At 39.9% G+C, this 21,808-nt stretch carries 25 protein-coding genes; 12 read left to right on the forward strand and 13 right to left on the reverse strand.

Features of this window, described 5'->3' with window-relative positions; translation table 11 throughout:
• The first annotated feature begins 104 nt into the window (after positions 1–104).
• The 5 genes from I8752_RS16260 to I8752_RS16280 all read left to right on the forward strand — a co-directional run bounded on the left by I8752_RS16260 (position 105) and on the right by I8752_RS16280 (position 6,940).
• Positions 105–2,219: a xanthine dehydrogenase family protein molybdopterin-binding subunit gene (locus I8752_RS16260; protein ID WP_214433355.1), complete on the forward strand. Its 2,115-nt coding sequence runs from the start codon at positions 105–107 to the stop codon at positions 2,217–2,219.
• A 72-nt stretch (positions 2,220–2,291) separates the two neighbouring features.
• A complete protein-coding gene (locus I8752_RS16265; protein ID WP_214433356.1) occupies positions 2,292–3,470 on the forward strand; it encodes an XdhC family protein in 1,179 nt (392 codons plus the stop codon).
• Positions 3,471–3,529: 59 nt separating this feature from the next.
• Positions 3,530–4,348: an alpha/beta fold hydrolase gene (locus I8752_RS16270; protein WP_214433357.1), complete on the forward strand. Its 819-nt coding sequence runs from the start codon at positions 3,530–3,532 to the stop codon at positions 4,346–4,348.
• A 377-nt stretch (positions 4,349–4,725) separates the two neighbouring features.
• Positions 4,726–5,061, forward strand: coding sequence for a hypothetical protein (locus tag I8752_RS16275; protein WP_214433358.1), 336 nt, complete (start codon positions 4,726–4,728; stop codon positions 5,059–5,061).
• Positions 5,062–5,620: 559 nt separating this feature from the next.
• Entirely contained in the window at positions 5,621–6,940 is a 1,320-nt protein-coding gene (locus tag I8752_RS16280) for a DUF4910 domain-containing protein (protein WP_214433359.1), read from the forward strand.
• A gap of 34 nt (positions 6,941–6,974) precedes the next feature.
• Here I8752_RS16280 and I8752_RS16285 read toward each other — a convergent pair whose 3' ends face one another.
• The 3 genes from I8752_RS16285 to I8752_RS16295 form a co-directional block, all read right to left on the reverse strand.
• Positions 6,975–7,628: a PIG-L deacetylase family protein gene (locus tag I8752_RS16285; RefSeq protein WP_214433360.1), complete on the reverse strand. Its 654-nt coding sequence runs from the start codon at positions 7,626–7,628 to the stop codon at positions 6,975–6,977.
• A 107-nt stretch (positions 7,629–7,735) separates the two neighbouring features.
• A complete protein-coding gene (locus I8752_RS16290) occupies positions 7,736–8,596 on the reverse strand; it encodes a glucose-1-phosphate cytidylyltransferase (protein WP_214433361.1) in 861 nt (286 codons plus the stop codon).
• Between the two features lie 53 nt (positions 8,597–8,649).
• The gene (locus tag I8752_RS16295; RefSeq protein WP_214433362.1) at positions 8,650–9,930 is read right to left on the reverse strand and encodes a methyltransferase domain-containing protein; all 1,281 of its coding nucleotides are present in this window, start codon (positions 9,928–9,930) and stop codon (positions 8,650–8,652) included.
• A 948-nt stretch (positions 9,931–10,878) separates the two neighbouring features.
• Between I8752_RS16295 and I8752_RS16300 the strand changes: the two genes are divergently transcribed.
• Complete coding sequence (locus I8752_RS16300; protein WP_214433363.1) at positions 10,879–11,163, forward strand: hypothetical protein; 285 nt, start codon at positions 10,879–10,881, stop codon at positions 11,161–11,163.
• Positions 11,164–11,309: 146 nt separating this feature from the next.
• Here the strand turns inward: I8752_RS16300 and I8752_RS16305 are convergent, their stop codons facing one another.
• The gene (locus tag I8752_RS16305) at positions 11,310–11,798 is read right to left on the reverse strand and encodes a DUF4174 domain-containing protein (RefSeq protein ID WP_214433364.1); all 489 of its coding nucleotides are present in this window, start codon (positions 11,796–11,798) and stop codon (positions 11,310–11,312) included.
• A 328-nt stretch (positions 11,799–12,126) separates the two neighbouring features.
• Entirely contained in the window at positions 12,127–12,399 is a 273-nt protein-coding gene (locus I8752_RS16310) for a GlsB/YeaQ/YmgE family stress response membrane protein (protein WP_214433365.1), read from the reverse strand.
• 249 nt (positions 12,400–12,648) lie between these two features.
• Here I8752_RS16310 and I8752_RS16315 point away from each other — a divergent pair, with 249 nt between their 5' ends.
• The 3 genes from I8752_RS16315 to I8752_RS16325 all read left to right on the forward strand — a co-directional run bounded on the left by I8752_RS16315 (position 12,649) and on the right by I8752_RS16325 (position 15,208).
• Positions 12,649–14,052 (forward strand): hypothetical protein, encoded by a 1,404-nt coding sequence (locus I8752_RS16315; protein WP_214433366.1) that lies wholly within the window; start codon positions 12,649–12,651, stop codon positions 14,050–14,052.
• 170 nt (positions 14,053–14,222) lie between these two features.
• Complete coding sequence (locus tag I8752_RS16320) at positions 14,223–14,885, forward strand: hypothetical protein (RefSeq protein ID WP_214433367.1); 663 nt, start codon at positions 14,223–14,225, stop codon at positions 14,883–14,885.
• 113 nt (positions 14,886–14,998) lie between these two features.
• The gene (locus I8752_RS16325; RefSeq protein ID WP_214433368.1) at positions 14,999–15,208 is read left to right on the forward strand and encodes a DUF6887 family protein; all 210 of its coding nucleotides are present in this window, start codon (positions 14,999–15,001) and stop codon (positions 15,206–15,208) included.
• 32 nt (positions 15,209–15,240) lie between these two features.
• Here the strand turns inward: I8752_RS16325 and I8752_RS16330 are convergent, their stop codons facing one another.
• A complete protein-coding gene (locus I8752_RS16330) occupies positions 15,241–16,692 on the reverse strand; it encodes an MFS transporter (RefSeq protein WP_214433369.1) in 1,452 nt (483 codons plus the stop codon).
• 78 nt (positions 16,693–16,770) lie between these two features.
• Here I8752_RS16330 and I8752_RS16335 point away from each other — a divergent pair, with 78 nt between their 5' ends.
• Positions 16,771–17,289: a phosphoribosyltransferase gene (locus tag I8752_RS16335; RefSeq protein ID WP_214433370.1), complete on the forward strand. Its 519-nt coding sequence runs from the start codon at positions 16,771–16,773 to the stop codon at positions 17,287–17,289.
• An 89-nt stretch (positions 17,290–17,378) separates the two neighbouring features.
• On the opposite strand, the gene I8752_RS16340 is transcribed toward I8752_RS16335, so the two are convergent.
• The 7 genes from I8752_RS16340 to I8752_RS16370 form a co-directional block, all read right to left on the reverse strand.
• Complete coding sequence (locus I8752_RS16340; RefSeq protein ID WP_214433371.1) at positions 17,379–17,594, reverse strand: hypothetical protein; 216 nt, start codon at positions 17,592–17,594, stop codon at positions 17,379–17,381.
• 313 nt (positions 17,595–17,907) lie between these two features.
• A complete protein-coding gene (locus I8752_RS16345) occupies positions 17,908–18,948 on the reverse strand; it encodes a reverse transcriptase N-terminal domain-containing protein (protein WP_214433372.1) in 1,041 nt (346 codons plus the stop codon).
• A 206-nt stretch (positions 18,949–19,154) separates the two neighbouring features.
• Positions 19,155–19,400, reverse strand: coding sequence for a hypothetical protein (locus tag I8752_RS16350; protein WP_214433373.1), 246 nt, complete (start codon positions 19,398–19,400; stop codon positions 19,155–19,157).
• Between the two features lie 105 nt (positions 19,401–19,505).
• Complete coding sequence (locus I8752_RS16355) at positions 19,506–20,039, reverse strand: IS110 family transposase (protein ID WP_225895697.1); 534 nt, start codon at positions 20,037–20,039, stop codon at positions 19,506–19,508.
• A gap of 159 nt (positions 20,040–20,198) precedes the next feature.
• Positions 20,199–20,369 (reverse strand): hypothetical protein, encoded by a 171-nt coding sequence (locus tag I8752_RS16360; protein ID WP_214433374.1) that lies wholly within the window; start codon positions 20,367–20,369, stop codon positions 20,199–20,201.
• Positions 20,369–20,605 (reverse strand): hypothetical protein, encoded by a 237-nt coding sequence (locus I8752_RS16365; protein ID WP_214433375.1) that lies wholly within the window; start codon positions 20,603–20,605, stop codon positions 20,369–20,371. The genes I8752_RS16360 and I8752_RS16365 overlap by 1 nt, the downstream gene beginning before the upstream one ends.
• Positions 20,598–20,966, reverse strand: a complete 369-nt coding sequence (locus I8752_RS16370) for a hypothetical protein (protein WP_214433376.1) — start codon at positions 20,964–20,966, stop codon at positions 20,598–20,600. The genes I8752_RS16365 and I8752_RS16370 overlap by 8 nt, the downstream gene beginning before the upstream one ends.
• Positions 20,967–21,013: 47 nt before the next feature.
• Here I8752_RS16370 and I8752_RS16375 point away from each other — a divergent pair, with 47 nt between their 5' ends.
• Entirely contained in the window at positions 21,014–21,193 is a 180-nt protein-coding gene (locus I8752_RS16375) for a hypothetical protein (protein ID WP_214433377.1), read from the forward strand.
• 222 nt (positions 21,194–21,415) lie between these two features.
• A partial coding sequence (locus I8752_RS16380) for a hypothetical protein (protein ID WP_214433378.1) occupies positions 21,416–21,808 on the forward strand: 393 nt, incomplete at its 3' end.

Here is a 21,808-nt window from a genome sequence, read left to right on the forward strand (position 1 = left end):
GGGGGAGCAGGGGAAGCAGAGGGAGCAGGGGGAGCAGGGGAAAAGGAATACGGTAATGTCTTGGATGAAGAAATTGAGTGCAATGATTTTTGGAGTTCCTTGGTATGAATAAAGTGATTGGGACTGCCGTCAGCCGCAAAGATGGACTGGCAAAGGTTACGGGTACGGCAACCTACGCCGCCGAACATCAAATCCCAGGTCTAGTTCACGGTTATCTTGTCACCGCCAGCATTGCCAACGGGCAAATTAAAAGCATCGACACCAGTGCAGCCAAAAAGGCATCCGGGGTAATCGCTGTTTTCACGCACGAAAACGCCCCTAAGATACTCATGCCAGCCAACAACTTTATCACCTCGAAAATTTACGAGGCTCGTCTGCCGTTGTCGGATAATAAAATTCACTATGCAGGACAAATTATCGGCTTGGTAGTGGCAGATACTTTTGAGCGGGCGCGCGATGCAGCGCATTTGGTCAAGGTGGAATACGCAACCCAAAAGCCACTCGTAGATGTGACAAAAGCCACCTTTGAAGAGGCTCCGTCCCAGTTTGGTGAGGAGTCAAAGTTTGAAAAAGGAGATTTGGCGGCAGGGTTGGCGAGTGCCACAGCAAAATTTACAGCCACCTACAAAACATCTACTGAATTGCACGCACCGATGGAACCCCATGCCATCATCGCCCACTGGCAAGATGCCAACTCACTCACTATTTATGAGCCATCCCAATGGGTATTGGGAACCCAACGCACCTATGCAGACCTCTTCGGACTTGCATCTGAGCGGGTGCGTATCGTCACACCTTTTTTAGGAGGAGCTTTCGGCTCAAAAGCTTTCCCCTGGCCTCACGGTATTCTCTGTGCCGCGGCTGCCCGCGAAGTTCAGCGTCCTTTGAGAGTTGTTCTCAGCCGCCAGCAAATGACCGCGAACGCCGGACACCGCTCCGAAACCGAGCAAATTATTCGTTTAGGAGCCACCGCTGATGGTAGTTTAACTGCGATCGCTCACGAAGCCAAATCATACACTTCATCAGTTGATGTGTTCGCAGAACCTTGTACGAGCATTACGCCAGTTATGTATAGTACGCCGAATCTGCAACTCAAGCAGGAATTGGCAGTGCTGAATATCGGCACACCAACATTTATGCGCGCACCAGGAGAGAATCCTGGGATGTGGGCGATGGAGTCGGCGATGGACGAACTAGCCTGGATGCTGAAGATTGACCCGGTGGAACTGCGCCTGAAAAACGAAACTCAAGAACACCAGCGCCAGGGTAAGCCATTCTCAGCCAAGCATTTTGCTGACTGTTTGCGGGTTGGCGCAGAACAATTTGGTTGGCAAGACAGACCAAAACAGCCGCGTTCTTTGACGCGCGATGGTAAGCTCATTGGTTGGGGGATGGCGGCAGCAACCTTTCCTGGCTTGCAAGGTAAAGCATCAGTGAAAGTCAGGCTACTCCCAGATAGTACTGCTCATCTTCTGACAGCCGGGAATGATATGGGTACTGGCACATATACTGTTGTGGCGATGACAGCAGCAGAGGCATTGGGGCTACCCGTCGAACAAGTGCGGGTGGAGTTGGGCGACTCATTGCTACCAACTGGAGGTATGGCAGGTGGTTCCCAGATGACGGCAACCCTCGTCCCAGCAGTCATGTCAGCTTGTCAGCAAGTCCTGAAAACTGCAAACGCGAAGACTGCACAGGAAGCATTTGCAACTCTTCGCCAGTCCAAAGGAGCAGCTTTTGAGGCCACAGCCTCCTCTGCCCCTAGCGATGAAGCTAATAAATGGGCGTTTCAATCCTGGGGCGCACATTTTTGCGAAGTCAGCGTGGATGAAGAAATCGCACGTTTGCGGGTGACGCGGTGGGTGTCAGTGATGGATATCGGACAAGTCATCAACTCGAAGACAGCGGCCAGTCAAGTGCGTGGTGCTGTCATCATGGGCATCGGGCAAGCTTTAATGGAAGAGTGTCTTTTCGATCCAAACATCGGTTATCCCGTAGTTTATGACCTTGCCACTTATCACTTTCCAGCCCACGCCGACATTCCTCGGATTGAAGTAGCCTTCGTTGGCGAACCCGACCTCAACTTTAACCCAGCAGGCGCAAGAGGTGTAGGTGAAATTGGCATCACAGGTGTTTCAGCTGCGATCGCCAATGCAGTTTACCATGCCACAGGTAAGCGCATCCGCAATCTACCCATTACGCCTGATAAGTTGATCTAAAGGCAGGATGCGGAGGGGCAAAGGAGTGAGGAAAATATAACTAAATGTAATACCTGCCCCAATCCCCATAAAATGAACGAGCTACAGGCTATCTTAAAAGCATTTGCAGAAAGTCAACTTCATGCCGAACTAGTATATCTTGCTACTGTTGTTAATGTTCGAGGCTCTACCTATCGCCAACCAAGTGCGCGAATGTTAATGACAGAAGCGGGCCAAATGGTAGGAACGATCAGCGGTGGTTGCTTAGAAAAAGATGTATTTGAACATACTCGTATCCCAATGCCAAACGGACAACCGATAGTTGTCACGTACGACACGACCGCCGATGAGGATATTGTCTGGGGGTTTGGACTTGGTTGTAACGGTATGGTGCAAGTCCTAATTGAACGTCTAGATAACAATCCAATTAATCCCGTAGCTTTTATTAAACAATGTTTCTCTCACCAGCAACCCGGTATTATTGCAACTGTTTTTGGTGTAGAAGGTAAGGTTAATATTAAAGTCGGGGCGCGTTTAATGCTCAATTCAGACGAAAATATGACGACTGATATTGAAGAATCTTCTTTGTTAGCTTTCCTCATCAAAGACGCTGAAATTGCCCTGCAAACTCAACATTCAAGTGTCAACAAATACCAACTGTTATCAGGTAGCGTTGATGTGTTTATCGAAGTTATCCAACCACCTACACACCTAATAATTTTTGGTGCAGGTCATGATGCTGTACCGACAGCCCAGTTTGCCAAAGCTATGGGTTGGCACGTTACTATTATTGATTGTCGAGCCAGTGAGGCAACAAAAGAGCGTTTTTCAATGGCTGATGAGGTAATTCTCACGCGTCGAGAGATTTTACACAAACAGATAACAGTGGATGCACGCACTATTGCTGTGGTGATGACTCATAATTACCTCGATGATTTAGAAATTATGAAAATGCTTATGCCATCTCCCGCACGCTACCTCGGTTTTTTGGGGCCGAAACATCGCACTGAAAGATTACTACAAGATTTAAATGCAGAGGGAATAAATTATACTAGCGAACAGCTACAAAGATTGCATGGCCCTGTGGGTATTGACATTGGAGGAGATACACCCGAAGCCATATCTTTATCTATGATTGCTGAAATTCAAGCTGTAATGTCAAACCGTTGTGGTGGCTTTTTAAGAGAGCGTTCCTTACCAATTCACCAACGGAATGAAGCTAAACAAACTCAAATTCAGCAATGGGAAAAGTTATTGACTGGTGAGAGTTGATTTTATTCAAGGTTTGCTATTTTCAAAGTGATAATATTGTTAATGATGTTAGTTTAGCTATGCTATCTCACTTTCAAAATCAACCTTATTTTCTAACTAGCCAGCTATCTAATTCTAGCTATCCACTTTTTGTATTTCTACCAGGAATGGATGAGACTGGAAAGGAATTAATGTATATTCAAACAGCAAGTTTAAACGCTGCTTTTGATGTGCGTTGTTTTGTCATTCCACCTAACAACCTCACTACTTGGGATGAACTGACAAAACAAGTAGCAAATTTGACCCAAATAGAACTAGAAAAAGTACCGCGTAGACACGAAGTGGCTTGTAGTGAGACATCGCCTGTTTATCTTTGTGGAGAATCATTTGGTGGTTGCTTGGCGTTAAAAGTGTTGGAAAAATTTCCTAAATTATTTACAAAAATTATTTTAATTAATTCTGCTTCTTCATTTCATCGAGTACTTTGGTTAAATTTCGGTTCGCTTTTGTTTCCTTACACCCCTCAAATATTGTATAAAATATCCTCGTTTATATCTTTGCCTTTTCTAGCTAATTTAAGTCGAATTTCGCCTACTGCCAAGCAAGCTCTTTTTAAATCAACCCGTTCTGCACCAAAAAAAACTGCTAATCAGCGACTTTCTTTGATGAGAGAATTTAATATTGATAAAAGTAAATTATCTCAAATTACTCAACCTATCTTACTAATTGCTAGTAAAAAAGACCGACTTTTACCTTCAGAAATGGAGGCACATCATTTAAGTAATATTTTTCCTAATACACAGATAATAACTCTACCTCATAGCGGTCATGCCTGCTTGGTTGAAGAAGATGTTAATCTTTATGAAATTTTATTATCAGCTAAATTTACAGTTAATTAATTTTAGTTTTTAAATAAAAATCTTAATAAAGGATTTTTTATTGTGTGGGATAAATGCTTTTGTATTTCAGTATTTTAATATTGCATTGTGGCATATTTCCTATACAGGAATCCGCAGTAGTTATTGTAACTGATAATAATGCGAATATGTCATTGATACACCGATTTTGTCTATTGAATCTAGCTAAGATGGGTAATGCCTAACCTGACCGCACTTAATTTTTTAAGATTAATTATTAGTAGTATTAAGTAGGGAAATAATTAAATTTTTGTTACATTACCCAAGTAGTTGCTTTAGATATATGCTAAGGTCAGTTTAGATAAGTAAAAATATATCTAATTTATCATTGTTATACTAACCACTATCCCAAGAAATTGATGCTCGATTTCAACACTTTAGCTGAGTTCTCCCGCACACACTGCATTAGTATTTGTGCATTTCTTGTGCCAGCCATCCTGCTTGCCACATCATTGACAATCGTCCTGACAGTATTGGGTCGTCCAACACATCAAGTATTGCAGACCGCGGGAATAGCTAGCATTTTTGCTTTTGTGATGGTATTGCATGTATATACTTGGTTCGCGATCGGTGTAGTAATGGCTCCCACCTACATCCTGTTGTGTCTAGCAATAACATGTTTGCTAAGTAATTTGGTTGCAATTCTGTATCAAAAATACCAAGTTAATAGCATGAGTTTTTCCAATAATGCTTGAAATCACACATGTTCAGCTTAGGCATTACTCAATCAAGGGAAGATTGAAGCTGACGCACAGAGCCATCGGAGCGATCTTGCGATCGCTCTATCCGTTTCATTTTTAATCCAGGCATTCAAGACACAAATCAGTTGACTGAGAGAGATTTTTTGTTTTTTCTAGACTGCTGTCATAGCGAGAAGCTGTTACGCTTTGAAATTGCACATTGACCAAAGTTGACAGTCAGCAGTCAACAACCACTATGAGTATTTCTGAAAATTAAATTTGCTTTAGCTTATCAATATTTTGGGCGGTAACAAATGCTGTGGCTCTCAACGAGCGATTTCGCTTTCATGCTACTGCTACTAATAACCGTTTGCGATCGCCTAAATATATTGAAGATTATAAAAATCTTCACTCTACTTCAATTTGAAACTACCTAGAAACAATCCCAACCATACCTATATCTTCAAAACATACTCTATTGTAATATTTTTATCCAAATATTGGGGAATGTATACATTATAATATTGTAAATTATATATGTATGTGTATCTGATGAAATTATATCATAAATAATATGAATAAAAATATTGATATAAACACTAATATTAGCGTAAATGATATTAGCTATAAAATGTATCAGTTAATATCGGAATTGTTTCCTATATGTCGTAGTATTACTGGCGATGGATTGCGAAAAACACTATATATACTTCAAAAACATATTCCTTTAGCTATACATGATATTCCTAGTGGTACTGAAGTATTTGATTGGACTATACCTAAAGAATGGAATATTAAAGATGCTTTTATTAAGAATTCACAGGGTAAAAAAATTATTAACTTCCAGAACTCAAATCTTCATGTAGTTAATTACAGTGTAAAGATTAATGAAAAGATGCCATTGCCAGATTTAAAGGAACATCTTTTTACACTACCCGATTGCCCTGACTGGATTCCTTACAGAACTTCTTACTACAAAGAAAACTGGGGTTTCTGTCTCAGTCATAATCAATTATTAGAACTAAAAGATGAAGAGTATGAAGTTTTTATTGACTCTTCTTTGGAGAATGGCCATTTAACTTATGGGGAGTATTACATCAAAGGCGAAAAAGCAGATGAAGTTTTGATTTCATGTCATATTTGTCATCCATCGCTTTGTAATGACAATCTCTCTGGTATAGCATTAGCAGCTTTTTTAGCCAAACATCTCAGTCAACTTTCACTATCTTATTCCTATCGTTTTATTTTCATTCCTGGAACTATTGGTTCTATTACTTGGCTGGCTTTAAATGAAGCGAATGTTGATAAAATTAAACATGGTTTAGTTATTACCTGTGTGGGAGATTCGGGCAAGTCTCATTACAAAAAAAGCCGTCGAGGTAATGCCGAAATTGATAAAGCTGTGACTCATGTATTGAAAAGTTCAGGTCAAGATTATGAAATTATGGAGTTTTCTCCTTATGGCTATGATGAGCGACAATTTTGTTCGCCAGGGTTTAATCTTCCTGTGGGCTGTTTCATGCGATCGCCCCACGGTACTTATCCCCAATATCATACATCAGCAGACAATTTAGAACTCGTACAACCTCAATATCTTGCTGATTCTTTATCAAAAGTTTTGTCTGTTTTAAATATTATAGAGAATAATAAAAAATACTTAAATCAAAATCCTAAATGCGAACCCCAGTTAGGTAAACGAGGATTATATAGTGCTATAGGTGGGCAGACTGATACAAAGAAGAATGAAATGGCTATGTTGTGGGTTTTAAACTTATCTGATGGCAATCATACACTCCTAGATATTGCTGAAAAATCAGGTTTAGAGTTTGATATTATTAAGAAAACGGCAGACACATTGTTAGACTTTAATCTGTTGAAAGCATGTTTAGAATGAAAAAGACAGCTATGCTCGAAGCATGAGATTTCAACTAAAAAACTATTTTACGAGAATAAAATGCTTCTGCATATTTATTGGGTGCATTGGATTCAACTCCTCTCAGCCGGAGAATCGATCTAAAGGTTTCTTCTGTAAACCACTGTTTGTTATTTTGCGATGGAAAGCTGTCAATAATATATTGAATTTTGTTTTGGCAGATTTCTTCATCTAAATGAACAAATAAATTAGGATTTCCTAAATCGCCATCATATTTAGGAATTTCATACTCTAGAATTAAATTATTTCTAAATGTATTCCAAGTAAATTCAGAAATTAAGCGATGATCTTGATGTAGATCCTGACGATAATGGGTAAAAATTAGATCGGGATTATACTCTTGCTTGAGTTGCTCAAAAAAATGTTTAATTTCAATTCCCATGAAAGGGAAATACCCATCTTTAAATTGTTGTATGACTATATTTTTTATCTTTGTGTTTTTTAAAAATTTATTCGCGCTGGTATAAGCTTCCTCTTCTCTTTGTGAATTTGAACTAAATACAACCCAATAAAATACAATATTTGGGTAAGTTTCTAACAATTTTAATATCGTACCTCCACAACCAATTTCTATATCATCGCAATGCGCTCCTAAACACAAAACCTTATAGTTTGAGTGTTTTTCGTTCTCGAACGTTAGTTTAAGCATATTTAGTATTTTTAACTTTTGAAGAATAATCTGTCTGAAATAGTTGCTTAAAATAGTAATTACAGTAGATATCTAGTAAAGGTATCTACTGCCAAATAAATTGGTATTTAACTATTAGCCAAACTAACTGTTATAGAATCATGGTTCAACTGATGAATTCGGCTATATTCCAAAGATTTTGCCTTCCTTTCAAGAAGCTTCCATACAGCCCAAGGAGCGTTACCTTGACAATACATATCATCTAACTGTTGCTGCTCTTTAAAAGTATCCATACACGCCCAAAAACCGTTATATTTATAAGCTACTAGTTGTTTAATTTTAATTAGTCTTTGAAATGGTTCAAGCACTAATTCTTCTCCAGAACCAATATATTTAAATATATCTTTATGAAATACAAAGAACCCGCCATTTATTCTAATACCAGATTGTTTGACATCTTGAATATCATTTACTAAACCATTTTCTTGCATGGAAACTAAATGATAACTTTGTGATGGCTTGACGCACAAAAAACTAGCTAATTTGTTATGTCTATAAAAGTCTTCGATAAGATCGGGTAAGTGTAAATCTGTTAAGCCGTCGCTATAATTGGCTAAGAATACCTCTTCTCCTTCTAAATATTCCTCAATTGCTTTGAATCTTTGACCAATATTTGAAGTCAAACCCGTATCGACAAAGGTAATATTCCAGTCTTCAATATCACTATTTACAAGTTTAATTTTTTTCCCTCCTTCCTGTAAAGTAAAATCATTGGAAACACATTCATCATAATGAAGAAAATAATTCTTGATAACATCTGCTTTATAACCAAGACACAAAATAAAATCTTTGTGTCCATAATGAGCGTAGTATTTCATCACATGCCATAATATTGGTCTGTAGCCAATATGAACCATTGGCTTAGGAATATTAGTGGAAAATTCTCTTAATCTTGTCCCTAAACCACCACAAAATAAAACTACTTTCATTATAATTTCCTTTGTTATTAATAAATGACATGAAATTTGAGTTGCTTTCTTGCTCAAGAATAGACATTAACTTTAGGAATAGGCACAACAAATTTCCCACCCCAATCACGTATATAAGACATTTGGGACATTACTTCATTTTTCAAATTCCAAGGTAAAATCAACAGATAATCTGGCTTTGTTTCTTGGATCTTGTCTGGATGAAAAATTGGGATATGAGTTCCTGGTAAAAATTTACCTTGTTTAAATGGATTTCTATCTACAGTGTAATCAAGAAAATCTTCTCTAATTCCGCAATAATTCAAAAGAGTGTTACCTTTACCAGGTGCGCCGTAACCAGCAATTGATTTTCCTTGGCGTTTAGCTGCAATTAAAAATTCCAAAAGTTGAAACTTGGTTTCTTTAACCTTTTTAGCAAATAAAAAATAACTTTCCAAGTTAAGAAATCCCACTGTTTCTTCTTTGGCTCTTAAATCTTTTACATTCTGACTGATAGATTTAGAATTATCCTCTACATGGCAAGCATAAATTCTTAGAGAACCGCCATGAGTTGATAGTTCTTCTACATCAAAGATAGTTAAATTGCGAGCAGCAAAAACCTTCTCTACTGTGAGTAACGATAAGTAAGAGAAATGTTCGTGATAGATAGTATCAAACTGGTTTCCCTCAATCAGTCGCATTAAATGGGGAAACTCCATAGTAATGACTCCTTGCGGCTTGAGTAGAATTTTACAGCCTGCGACAAAATCGTTGATATCAGGTACGTGAGCAAGCACATTGTTACCTACTAATAAATCTGCTTGCTTGCCATTAGCAGCTAATTCCTCGGCTGTGTTTTGTCCAAAGAATTTGATAACTGTGGGAATGCCTTTTGTAATAGCTACTTCAGCAATATTAGCTGCTGGTTCTATACCCAAAACAGGTATTTGTTTTGATACAAAATATTGCAATAAGTAACCATCGTTACTAGCTATTTCTACTACTTGACTTGAGGAGTTAAGTCCGAAGCGATCTGTTACTTTTTCAGTATAATTTTTGGCATGTTGTAGCCAAGAATCAGAATAAGACGAAAAATAGGCATAGTAACTGAAGATATCTTGCGGACTTACATATTCTTGAAGTTGAACTAAAAAACAGCGATCGCACACGTATACATGTAGTGGATAAAATGGTTCCATTTGGTTTAGCTGTTCGGCTGTCACGTAACTTTCACAAAGCGGTGACATTCCTAAATCCACAAAGGTGTGCTTTAAATTTGTCCCACAGAATCGACAGCTACAACGATTCACGCTTGTACCATTGTGTACAGAGGCTTGCAAAGTTGTCGTAGTCATTTGTTCGCTCCCACACTATTAATGCAACTTGATAAAGGTACATGAGAACACTTACATACTCACAGCCTGACATCCGGATGGGTATGGGTAGAGTTTAAAATAAATTCAAACAAAGACTAGCAAGTATCTTTTATTGACTTACTACAAAACCATTTCCTCAAAACGAGCTACCTCGCACGAAGAGTTGCTTACAAGACTGTCTTAATCGTGCCTAATAGTACTAGCAGAATTTTTTATATAAATATCAGTGTGTAATTAGTCTATTTGCGATCGCGTTCGAGAAAATGTCTGACTTGACGTATCAGTTATATCATATTGGTTTGGTTTCGTTTGCGTCTTGAATATCCTACTTTTACTACTTCTACTACTTTTACTACTTTTTAAATTTTAATTTTTATTAAAACAAAAATTCTCTTTTTCTTACCTTTATTAGTTTTTTTATCTGATTAAAAATCAACGGTAAAAATAAAAACATTTTTCTCTATAAGAATGCAATGATTAAGCCATAAGGAGGAAGAACTATTTAAAATAACTTAGTTAATAATGATAACTCCAATAAAAATAAACACATTGATTATGAGAATTTTATTAACTATTATCAAAATGGATTAAATGAAAAGCGAACGCCTCATGTATCGCACTACAAAGTTTTCCTCACTTGTATGAATTAGTAGCAAAGTGCGATCGCTTCTTGAATGCAAATGATTTATGGCTGTACCAAATACAGGATGATACCAACCAGCGAACCCAAGTGATTATTCCTCTTGCCATTATTGCTGCCAATAAGGAAATCAAGCCAAAAAGTGACCGATTATTCAGATTTCTATTGACCGCGAACCCAAAATCATTAGTGGGGGTTGCTATTGCATTCCCTAGTGATTCCAGCTTATCCTCGCATTGCTGGCATCGATTTTGTGATGGCGTTGGTTTAAATTTTGATGGTTACAGATGAACATAGGAATAATCGAGCCTTACAATAGCGGATTTTTAGAAGTTGTACCAGAAGGGGAAGACAGTGATTATTGGCAGATTGCAGCTATACATATCAATGGCCAAGCCTACTGTCCTAGCCCTCGGCTTTATCGTTCAGAAAAAGTGGCACTAACACAATCGGCAAAAATTTATGATTGGATAGCAGAAAACAAACCAGAAATTAGTAATGGGACTTGCTACTGCTCTGAATTGAATCTCATTTTGTGGCAACAACCAAAAATTAATAACTGCTCAGACTAAAGCTGTAGCCTCTATTTCAAGGGGTTTTACTTTGTGGGTGCGCGAGCAAAGACCGTTGCAGACATCCTACTCCTACTTTACTCTGAGGATTTTAGAGAAGCGATCGCACTATCTAAAATATCTTCTAAAATCAAGTGCAAGTCTAGCTACTTTCTGCCTTGCTGTCGCATTTCTTGCTGTCGCATAGGCATGGCATCTATTTGCTCAAAAATTGCTGTGGCTTTTACTGGCCTAGCATCTTGGCGCTTAACACCACCATCTTTGCCCACCAAAATGACGCGAAAATTATCTTTATCAACTCCAAAGCGATCGCGTAACTTGGCAGCAGAAGACTCATCTATTGGCTGTCCGTTGGCATAGCTTTCATTTGCTAAAACCTGAACTAGAACTAAATCTCGGTCAGTAAAACCACTTGTTTGTTCTCGCAATAGTTGCATCTGCTGTTGATAGCTATGGTTATCAACAGATGGCGCAAAGACTAGTAATATGCGGTTTTGCCATTTTTGAGAGCTGAGGTTAAATGAGGACATTTTGATCGCATGATTGGTTGAACCTTGAACAGTATTAGCAATGGTGACTGGCAACAGTGTAGACCACGCTAATAGGGTCAGGGCAATTAATACTGATTTGTTCACTTTAGAGGTTCTTAGGAGCGCTGCATCATTTCAAAATATCATCAGTTCCCCGACTGTGACTCTATCTAGTGATGGTTTGTCTTTGGTATTAGATAGAGGTAAATCAATGACACGAACAAGGTTTGAGCGAATGTCAAAAGCTTTAGACTCTTTTCAATTATGTGAAGAACTTCCCGTCAGATTCTATTCTGACAAAATCTATTTCTTAAAATAATATTAGCGCCTACCTATATATAGGTAGGCGCTACTGTTCTATTTAAATTCAGGGAGAAAATACGGTTAAACTAATTCCCTGAGGTATACTATAAATTGATTAGTATTTAATTTTCTAGATTGTAGTACGGCGATTTAGCAAGTTCCACAGGAAAATAGCGACAATTGCACCCAGAACTGCTACCACAATACCGGGAATGCTGAGAGTTGGAGCCGCTAGAGCAAGGGTTCCTGTATTAAAGAATACACCCAGACTGCCACCTACGAAAGCACCAATAATTCCTAATAAGATTGTTGCTAATATTCCGCCACCTTGATGACCGGGGTAGATAGCCTTGGCGATCGCACCAGCAATTAGACCTAAAACAATCCAAGCAATAATATTCATTGTTTTGATTTGATAAACGTTTTTTCCTGACAAATATACAATAGCAATCACAACAGTGGCATTCAATCTACCAACAGAATAAATTACTCATAGCCTTGAGGAGGAATTGCTGTTACTCCTTAGTTGTACTGAAATATTCCCCGCGTCTTCTTTTCGTGACTCTTGGCTTTTCTTTATACATCTTTACAGAAACTTTTGCGAGATTTTACCTGTCTGATTCTCCAAATTCTGTAATAAACAAAACAACCAATGTCTTCTTCTACTCAGGGCGTTCCAGGATTACCCGATCTGACACATCCAACAGAGCTAATTCAGTTTGGAACCGAAGTACTCAAAGCTTCTCTGTTATTGGTATTTTTAATCGTAGCTTTGGGAGTGGCGATCGCTCTGATGAGTTTTGCCTTGCGCCGCCATCAGCCAGAACCAATGGTGTTTATTGGCGAGTGGGCTGTTCGTTATTCCCAACTGTTGCGTGGATTGCAACATTTGACACTAGTATTAGTTTTGTTGGTGGTAGGATTTTTTCTTTGTTCTACCTTGAGTAATCGCTATCACCACTGGGAACAGACAAAGGTGGCTCAAGTAGTAGAAAGTGTCGCAGGCGACAAGCTAGAGCAAGTTGCCCCTCAAGTGCGCTATGTGACTCAAGAGCCGACTACGTATACTACGCAAGTTAATGGCAAGATAGTCAAAGTAAATGATACGCAATCGGTCAACCGCTTTCTGCCCCTGGCTGGTTCGCAAATTCAAGTTAAGCTTGACCAAAACACTGATGTGCGAGGTCGTAGTGCAGTTTATCGCGTGGACTATGGTGCTGACTACAAATTTGTCAACCGACTCAAAGATACTAATAATTTTTTCTTTGAAGCGCCGCCACTCAACGGCTATTCGCTACTTTCTAACTATAAAATAGAGCGCGATCGCAATCGATTAGAACCAACCAATCCAGGAGATTATAGCTTTCCCTTCCGCCTGCAACCAGGGGAAGAAACGACATTTCGCGTCACCTATCAAGCTCAAGGAGGGCCGCGCTGGGTTTACAGTACAGCAGACCAGTTGCTTTCTAACTTCCGCCTCACAGCAATTGCCAACTTTGCTCCTGTTGATTTTGCTAGTGGCATTGTACCCAATGAGATTAAAACCGACAGACGCAGCACCCAATTTACTTGGATATTTAATGATAATGTTTCGGTGAAAAATCCATTTGGCGTATTTACTAACACCAATCCCCTTCAAAACACTGGTATTGTTCCTCGGCTTTTATTGTTAGCACCAGCCATCTTTTTATGGTGGATATTATTGTTATATCTATCGCTACCAATGAGTTTAAAAAATGTGGCGATCGCTGGTAGTATTTTCTTTGCTTGTCTGTTGACTTTAACTTATCTAACTCGCTTCATGAATGCAGAGTTAGCTTGGACAATGATTTCCCTAGTTTTATTAATCTTGACTTGGGGTTTAGGCTCAACCCGCAGTGCTTCTCTGGCTGCAATTATTTGTACGATTGCTGGGGCAGTATTGCCAGTTTTAGGATTATTAGTACCGTTTAGCGGTCTGACTCTCAGCGGTGCAGGCTTACTTTCTGCTGTTTGGCTAGCAGTGCGTCATTGGTACAACTGGTATGGTTTGCAGCCAGAAGATTTTAAAAAGTGAAAAGGTAAAAGATTAATCATTTAAATTTTGCATTACAGTATTTAGAGTAAGTTAATGGCTATCCAATATAGAAGCCATAATATCAGCTGCAAGGTAGAATTTTGATGTTAATAGTGGTCTCATGATTTATTCAAAACAGTTTATAGCCAAATGAATTTATAGTTAACGCCATGCTTCATTTATCTCTATCAAATATTGCTTTACCGAGTATAGAAGCTAGGGACTTTATAGCGGGTACATCTCTTTTAATCTCACTTTTCACCGCTTATTGGAATATTATGCGTGGTGCGAAGTTTGTTAGTCCTCCATTCAGATGGATTGTTTTTGGGCGTTTGCCAGAATCTCATACCTTAATTATCAATTTCCCGATTGCTATTACCAATATTGGTAGTCGGACAGGAGTCATTGATGCTTTTTATATCGAATTCACAAATCTTTCAACTCTTAAAAATGAAAGATTTTATGCTTGGCAAGAAAGTATTCTAATTGGTCAGAACTTCAAAGGTTTCGGGATGGAAATGCCTACACCTATTGCTCTAAAATCTGGTGAAAGTATCGTTATTTACTACGTTTTTTTTCCTGATTCTTTAGATTTTATGTATACTTGTGGTCTCCATAAAATTTCTTTGCATGCTTATATCAATGGTTGTAAAAAACCTATAAAATTTTATGAGCAAAAGCTAGACATTGACAGTGTTTTAGAACCAAGCTTATTGTCAGATACGATATCTCTTTTGTATAGCTATAAACTTATTCCTACCAATATTCTAAGAGTCTCGAATTATGGGACTGAGGCATCCGCAACATCCATAATACAAATAGCAAAAAAGTAGCTATGTGCGGTCGAGCACTGTTTTGGGATGGATGGAATAATTTACATTCAGGCTGGGATAGGTGATGAAATAGCGCTCATAATTGATGAAGATGGGAGTTGGGAATTTGTTCTATGACACAGAATTTATCTCAGATGACTAATACTGAGTTAAAACAGTATCTTTCTGAACATAGGAATGATGAGGAAGCTTTTCGGGCTGCATTAGAAGTTTTGATGCAGCGTCGTAACCCAGCTAACAGACAACCATATCCTTTTGACCTTGCAAATCCTGAAAGTGAAATCGAAGCCATTTTGAGAGAGAAGTTCAATCGAGCTGAGTAGAGGCGGCTAACAATCGTTGCAGTGGACGAAACTTATCTTTGCGTTTTCTCTTGGCGTTGTTGGAGTTTCAGCAGAATTTCTGCGTGCATCTCACGAGTAATTGGATAAAAATAAGTCAAAACTAAGCCACAAATTAAACAAATTGTGGGCAAGGGGCCGACTGCAACGCGAATAGCTAGTAGTGCAGAATCAGGTTGTGTTGGAAGTATACTTTGTCCTGCTACCGCTTCTTTAAAACCTGCTGCTTGTAAAGCATTTCCGACTAAAAATAATCCGAAAGCTAAACCAAACTTTTGCAGCAAAACCATGAAGCCGTAAAAAATCCCTTCTCGGCGTTGTCCGGTTTGGAGTTCATCTAATTCAATCACATCTGGAATCATTGACCAGGGAACTAGATAAGCTGTGGATACGCCAACACCTGCCATGACAGCCATAATATACATCAAAACGATTTGATTGGGCTGTAAGAAAAACAATCCGGCGGCTGCTATTATCCATAAACTCATTCCCAGAAAATAAACTAGTTTTTTACCGATTTTCTTACTCAAAGCAGTCCAGACATATAACATGAATAAGGCAGTTCCTTGGACTGCAATCATCACTGTGGGTACGTCTGATTCTTGGAGTTTCATACAGTTGATGACAAAGTAAGGAATAATGCTAGCTGTCACTTGCACACCTAACCAAGAAAAAAGATAGATACCAATAACAAATAGAAAAGGGCGGTTAGTAAAGACAATTTTTAATTGCTCAAAAAAGGGTATAGATTCTGGTTCCTCAGCTTGGATGCGTTTTTCCTCAAAAGCTAAGACGCGATCGCGGACTCCAAAAACGCACCAATACAGCGATAAAGTAGAAATAACTGTGCAAACTGCTGCTAAAACTAAATATTGCTGTTGGCGATCGCTAATTAAAGAAAAAACTATTTTTGATAAAATTAATGAAAGTATGCTGCCACCAATAGAAAAGGTGAAACGAAAACTATTGAGGCTAGTGCGTTCGTCATAATCCTGAGTTAGTTCTGGTGTCATTGCCGTGTAAGGCAAATTCACAACAGTGTAAAATACCTGAGATATTACCCCAATCGCCACGTAATACCAAAACAAAGGCCAAATATTACCACTTTGCTCGGCACTAAAGCGCGGTACAATCCACTGCAAGAAAAAGAAAATCCCAAAAGGTATTGCCCCATAAAACATCCATGGAAGACGACGACCCCACCGACGAGATTTAGTTTTATCCGTCAGTACCCCCACAACTGGATCGTTTACTGCATCCCAGATTTTGCCAATCATCAAAACGCTACCAGCCAAACCTGCCGGAATCCCAGCAACATTAGTAAAGAAAACTAGTAGAAAAAATATAGAAATATTGGCAGTAATCGCCGGGCCTAAATCTCCTGCACCATAAGCTAGTTTTGTTTTGAAATCTAATTTTTGACTTTCAGGAGTCTTTTTGACTTCACCACCAGCAGAATCATTCATAAATACCTTGCGATCGTACTAAAATAGAAAGTTTGTGTTTGCCTTCAGTACTTGCTAAAAATTACTTCCTTTAAGCTTATGCCAGACCTTTACGTTTCTTGGTCAGATTATCACCAAAAAATCGAACAACTGGCTGCTCAGATTTACCAATCTGGTTGGAAATTCAATCAGATTATCTGCCTCGCCAGAGGAGGACTGCGAATCGGAGACATTATCTCGCGTATATATCAGCAGCCGTTGGCAATTTTAGCAACATCTTCTTACAGCGGCCCTGGCAAGCAAGAAAGAGGTAGTTTAACATTCTCTCATCACTTGACTATGACCGCTGAAAAGTTAGGTTCGCGTATTCTTCTAGTAGATGACTTGGTAGACTCTGGGGTGACACTCCAGCAGACTATTCCTTGGTTAAATAAAAATAGCGATCGCCCAATTGAGGAAATTCGCACCGCCGTACTTTGGTATAAAGCTTGTTCGGTTATAGCACCCGATTACTATGTCGATTACTTGCCAGACAATCCCTGGATTCATCAACCCTTTGAACACTACGAACACATGAACCCCGCAGAACTGGCGGCGAAGGTGAGTCAACTGTGTTGATCGATGGGGAGTGTCAACTAATCTTTGAAATGCAAGCAAGAAAATGTCAGGTTTGCGTTTCCCTTTTTCTATATTATCAATACTTGCATTTATTTATTTGTAGCTATAGTTTGCGATCGCCTTAGCTGAATATCATATTGTGTTTGTTCGACGAAGTACTGAGCTTTTTGGACGAATAAAATAGCTTTTTCGACATCCTTTTGGGCTTGTTCGGCAGCTAGTTGAGCTTTCTCCCTATTCTTTCGTGCTTTTTGGGCGATTAGTATGGCTTGCTTTCTATACTCTCGCGTTTCTTCTATTAACAACTGATATTTCTCGTGTAACTGCCTAAGTTATTCGAGAGATTGAATATTGTACTGCATTCACTCTAGTAAATTACTGGGGATTGGGGATTGGGGATTCACCTCAGCGTAACAAGTCGGACAAATCCAGCAGCTACCGAAAAGTACAAGTGCTGAGTACTTGTTGCAATTGAAACAGTTTCCTTCAGCCTCAATTTTTCCGACTTTAATTTTCACTTTTCGTTTCATTAGGTAGAGTCGATGGGCGGTATTATCCGCCGCACCTCTCTGTTCAATCTGGGCGTGCTGCTTTCGCCGCACCCAGCTTTCGATATTCTTAGCTAGAGCTTTTGCCCATGTGGATATAATCGTGACAGGATTCATGAACGGCTGCCAGATTCTTGGTCTTCCAGTTGTTATGGTTCCCGTCAATGTGGTGTAAATGTATTTGTTCTTCACTTATACACTTTAAGCCGCAGTGACCACATGTATGGTTTTGCCTTTTTAAGGCTTTAGAGGTTTCATTGTCGTATAACTTACTATTGCGTTCGCTCCAGTAGGTTATATCTCCGTCGTAAGGTGATTTATTGCCTTTGACGTTGACGTGTTTATTTTCGGAGTGAGGGACTGCTGGAAACGCTTTTTTTATCAACTTGGTGGTTGATTCTGGCGTTGCCTTCGTTTCCTTGTTAAATACTATCCATGTTCTATGATTAACGTACCAAAGTGAGTGCCTTGCTCCGTCCATTTTGCAGAACTTATGGTAGTTTCTCCAACCTCTAACTATTGGTGCTAGCTTTTCGGCTTTTTCCTTAGAACCATAATTCGAGCAGTTAACAATAGTTTTTACCTTCTGACGGAACTTTTTGTAGTTCTCCACAGATGGAGTACATCTAAATTTTCCGTTACTTTGCACTTGAAAGTGCCACCTTTCGTGGAATAGTGCCTCATGTGCTGGTTCTAATGCGTATTTTGCTAGACATTGCCAAGCTCTATCCGCAATAGTTGGGATTTTGAGCATTCTGGTACTGCCATCCCTTTTTGGTATGGGAATACTGCGTAACTTCTGGTGAAACCAATTGTTACTCGATGCTTTTAGCAGTTCCTCTAGCTCGAAACGTCCCTTAACAGTGAGGGACTTCTTGCCGTCGATTCCAGCTGTTTTCTTTCCAGCATTTAGCTGCGATACTTGACGAATCGCCAGTAATCTAGCCGCGCGGGATCTCAGAATAAGTTTTTGAAGAGACATTGCTTTACGCTTGTTTCCTTCTCGAACTGCTTTAAACACTCGTTTTTGTAGGCGGAATAGATTACATCGGAATTTCTTCCAAGGTAAGTTCATCCAGGATTCACTAGTATTGCTACTGTGTCTAATCATGCTCTAACTCCAAAAAGTGCTTTCTGAATACCTTGCAGCAATTACGCCGCATCCTACCCGAATCAAAGGATTTCTGCATCTCGTCTTGCCTACCTGGGGTTCGACCGTCCCAAGACCTTTGATTCGTTTTTATTCGTTCCCTCAGAAGATTGATTGTTCCGGTAGGTGTAGCCATTTTAACCATCAGAAACCCTGGATTCTTGCTGCTATTTACGACATAATGCAGCGGGTTTTAACTCTGATAAAGTCAGGGTTTTTATGTTATGCCCTGCTTGGGAATGGGTTACTTTTTTAGGCTCGTTTTCACCGTAGGAACTCCCTGTTAACACCAGTGTCAACCCATAACGGTTGTCTGATTGCGTCCTGTTCCCAGCTTCACTCCGCAAGAAACGAGCTTGCTCGGTGTGGGCAGATAAGGAGTCACGCCTGAATCTGGCGGGTAGGACTTTCACCTACATCTATCTGAGAGTTCAACTCTTGTGAGTTGGAGAGGCTATTTACGGACTGATTACCGTGATTCCCCGCTCAACGAATCGCACGACATAATTCCCTTTTTGTCACATTTTTTCAGAAGCCAAAGCTTTTACTAGTTCTCTAAACAGCAGCCGAGTTCCAATCGCAGCGATTTTCATTCTTACCAACTTGACCGGGCGGCCTGCTTCCTTCTCTGCCACCAGCTTCTCACCCAAAAATTCCCCAATCTCATTTTTGAGACGCGATCGCTTAGGTTCTAGCCGGGTGTACACCCACTGCCACAACGACAACCTACACAGGTCAGACCCGCCGACTACTTTGGTTTTGCGCTTGTCACCGCTTGCCTCCAGCGATGGAGCTACACCTAAAGCTTTCTGGAATCTTCTTAAAGATAAGTGTCGTTTGGTGGGCTTTTTGGAGTTTCGCCCCGGTCTTATTTTCACTTCCGGCTTACCATCCTCACCTAAGAACCCTGAAAGCGGGTAAATCTGAGAGATGAGAACAGCTTTTAGGCGATCGCCAAATCCAAAAGAGTGGAAAACTTCAACGTATGGCTGAAATCTAGCATCTGTAAGCAGTTGCAGCTGCTGGCGACACAGGGAGGGAAGACGGCACAAGGACAGCAACCGAGCTTACGAATTTGAGAAAGCCATAAAGCTTGATTCTTTTTAAAAGCCCTAAGTTACTGGCTATTGTGCTGTGCGTCTGATTTGGACTCAGACCGCGACGGCGGCGGCTGCCACCGTTTCGCCGGGGAGTCAGTCCGGCTCGTCAGGCTAATAATCGTCCTCTTGAATATCTACGTCACCCAAATCTATTTCTAAAATGTTGCCGATATCGCTGATTTGAATTGATTCAATTTCAAAAGAAGAATGACCAGCGCGAACATTTACATCTAGTTCCAAGGGGAAAGATTGCAACTTTTTGATTAATTGCTCTACTGTCATTACTCATCCTCATAGTCTATTGAATCTGACAATTCATCTTCAACGAGTCTCCCTAGTTCTGATAAAGCTGGGTCGAGTATTTCTACAAGTTTTTCGTCAGTGCTATTATCAGCTAATTCTTGTTTAGCTAGGAATGTTAAACCAGCTTCAATTTTTGACTTGACACTGTGTAATGATTCCCAGATTTCGTAATAGTCCCATTCTGGATCTGGTTGAAAAACGTTATCTTCACTCATAAATTTCATCGTCCTCAAAATTATCATCACCAACTAATGAATAGTTGTTATTGGGGTCAATCTTGTTAAGAGCATCGACCATTGCACGTCCCGTCAAAACATCAAAAACGGAGCAGCCACCAGTTGCGATCGCATTCTCTGCAAGCTGCATTTTGAGAATCTGTTCGAGTCCGGGAGTTCTTAACCGGGGGTCGATATCGCGATTGCTGGCAATAATTTGAGCCATTGCTTGAGCTTGAATACTGCTGAGGCGTTCTAAATCTACAATCCACAGTGCAACTTCTTCGCCATCAGTCCCGGTGACTCGCTCCAGGGGGAACGGATCGCGCATGGGTATGAAATCCCAATTGGAAGCTTGCACCAATCAGAGACACAACTGCTGGGAAAATCATAGAGCGCCTGGAAGCTTTGGAAAAGCGGCATTTAGAATACGTCCATGCTCACCAAGCTCGGTTAAAGGCGCGGCTGGGGGAAAGTGAACAATCTGAAAATGATTTTAAAGAAGAAGCAAATCAGATAAAAAGCGACATTTATTATCTGGCAACTCGTGAAAAGAGCGAAGATAACGACGTAATACAGGTTCAGTAACCGTCCCATCTATGAGATGAGGACGGTTTTGATTTATGCCAATCGCATTCACTACACCAGTGCGACACTATCCCATCAATGACCGTGTAGAGTTCAGTATTTTGAAGCGATCGCCACTGACCACTGACAACTAACTTTTGACTAATGACTAACTCAGGATTTGACCCTGTCAGAACAAGTCGGTCACGAAGTTGTACCTTTTGACCGGAGGCAGGGGGACAAATGAAGCAAACTACACTGTTTGATTTGGAACAGTTCACCACACCGCCAGTAATTAACAGTGCTTACGATCGCAGTTGGGATAAAACCGAAACTGTAGCAAACACTGTTCTGGAGCAAACATCAGAACCGTCAAAACCTGATTCTACTGTTCTGGAGCAAGCAATAACCGACACAAACAAATCTGCTCCAGAACAGTCACACTGGGTAGAAAAGTACAGAGTGGTTAGGTATCACCAAGAACATTATTATTACCGTTACCTGTGGATGTCAGGCCGGAAGCTGCACCATGTTCATATACCCGGTGGCAATGTGCGATCGCAAATTGCTCAATGCAGAAACCAGATGGTAGAGAATGCGCTCGCAGCTGGTAAATTACCCGTGGAGATTGAGAAA

Source organism: Dendronalium phyllosphericum CENA369 (assembly GCF_016056275.1).
Lineage (GTDB): Bacteria > Cyanobacteriota > Cyanobacteriia > Cyanobacteriales > Nostocaceae > Dendronalium > Dendronalium phyllosphericum.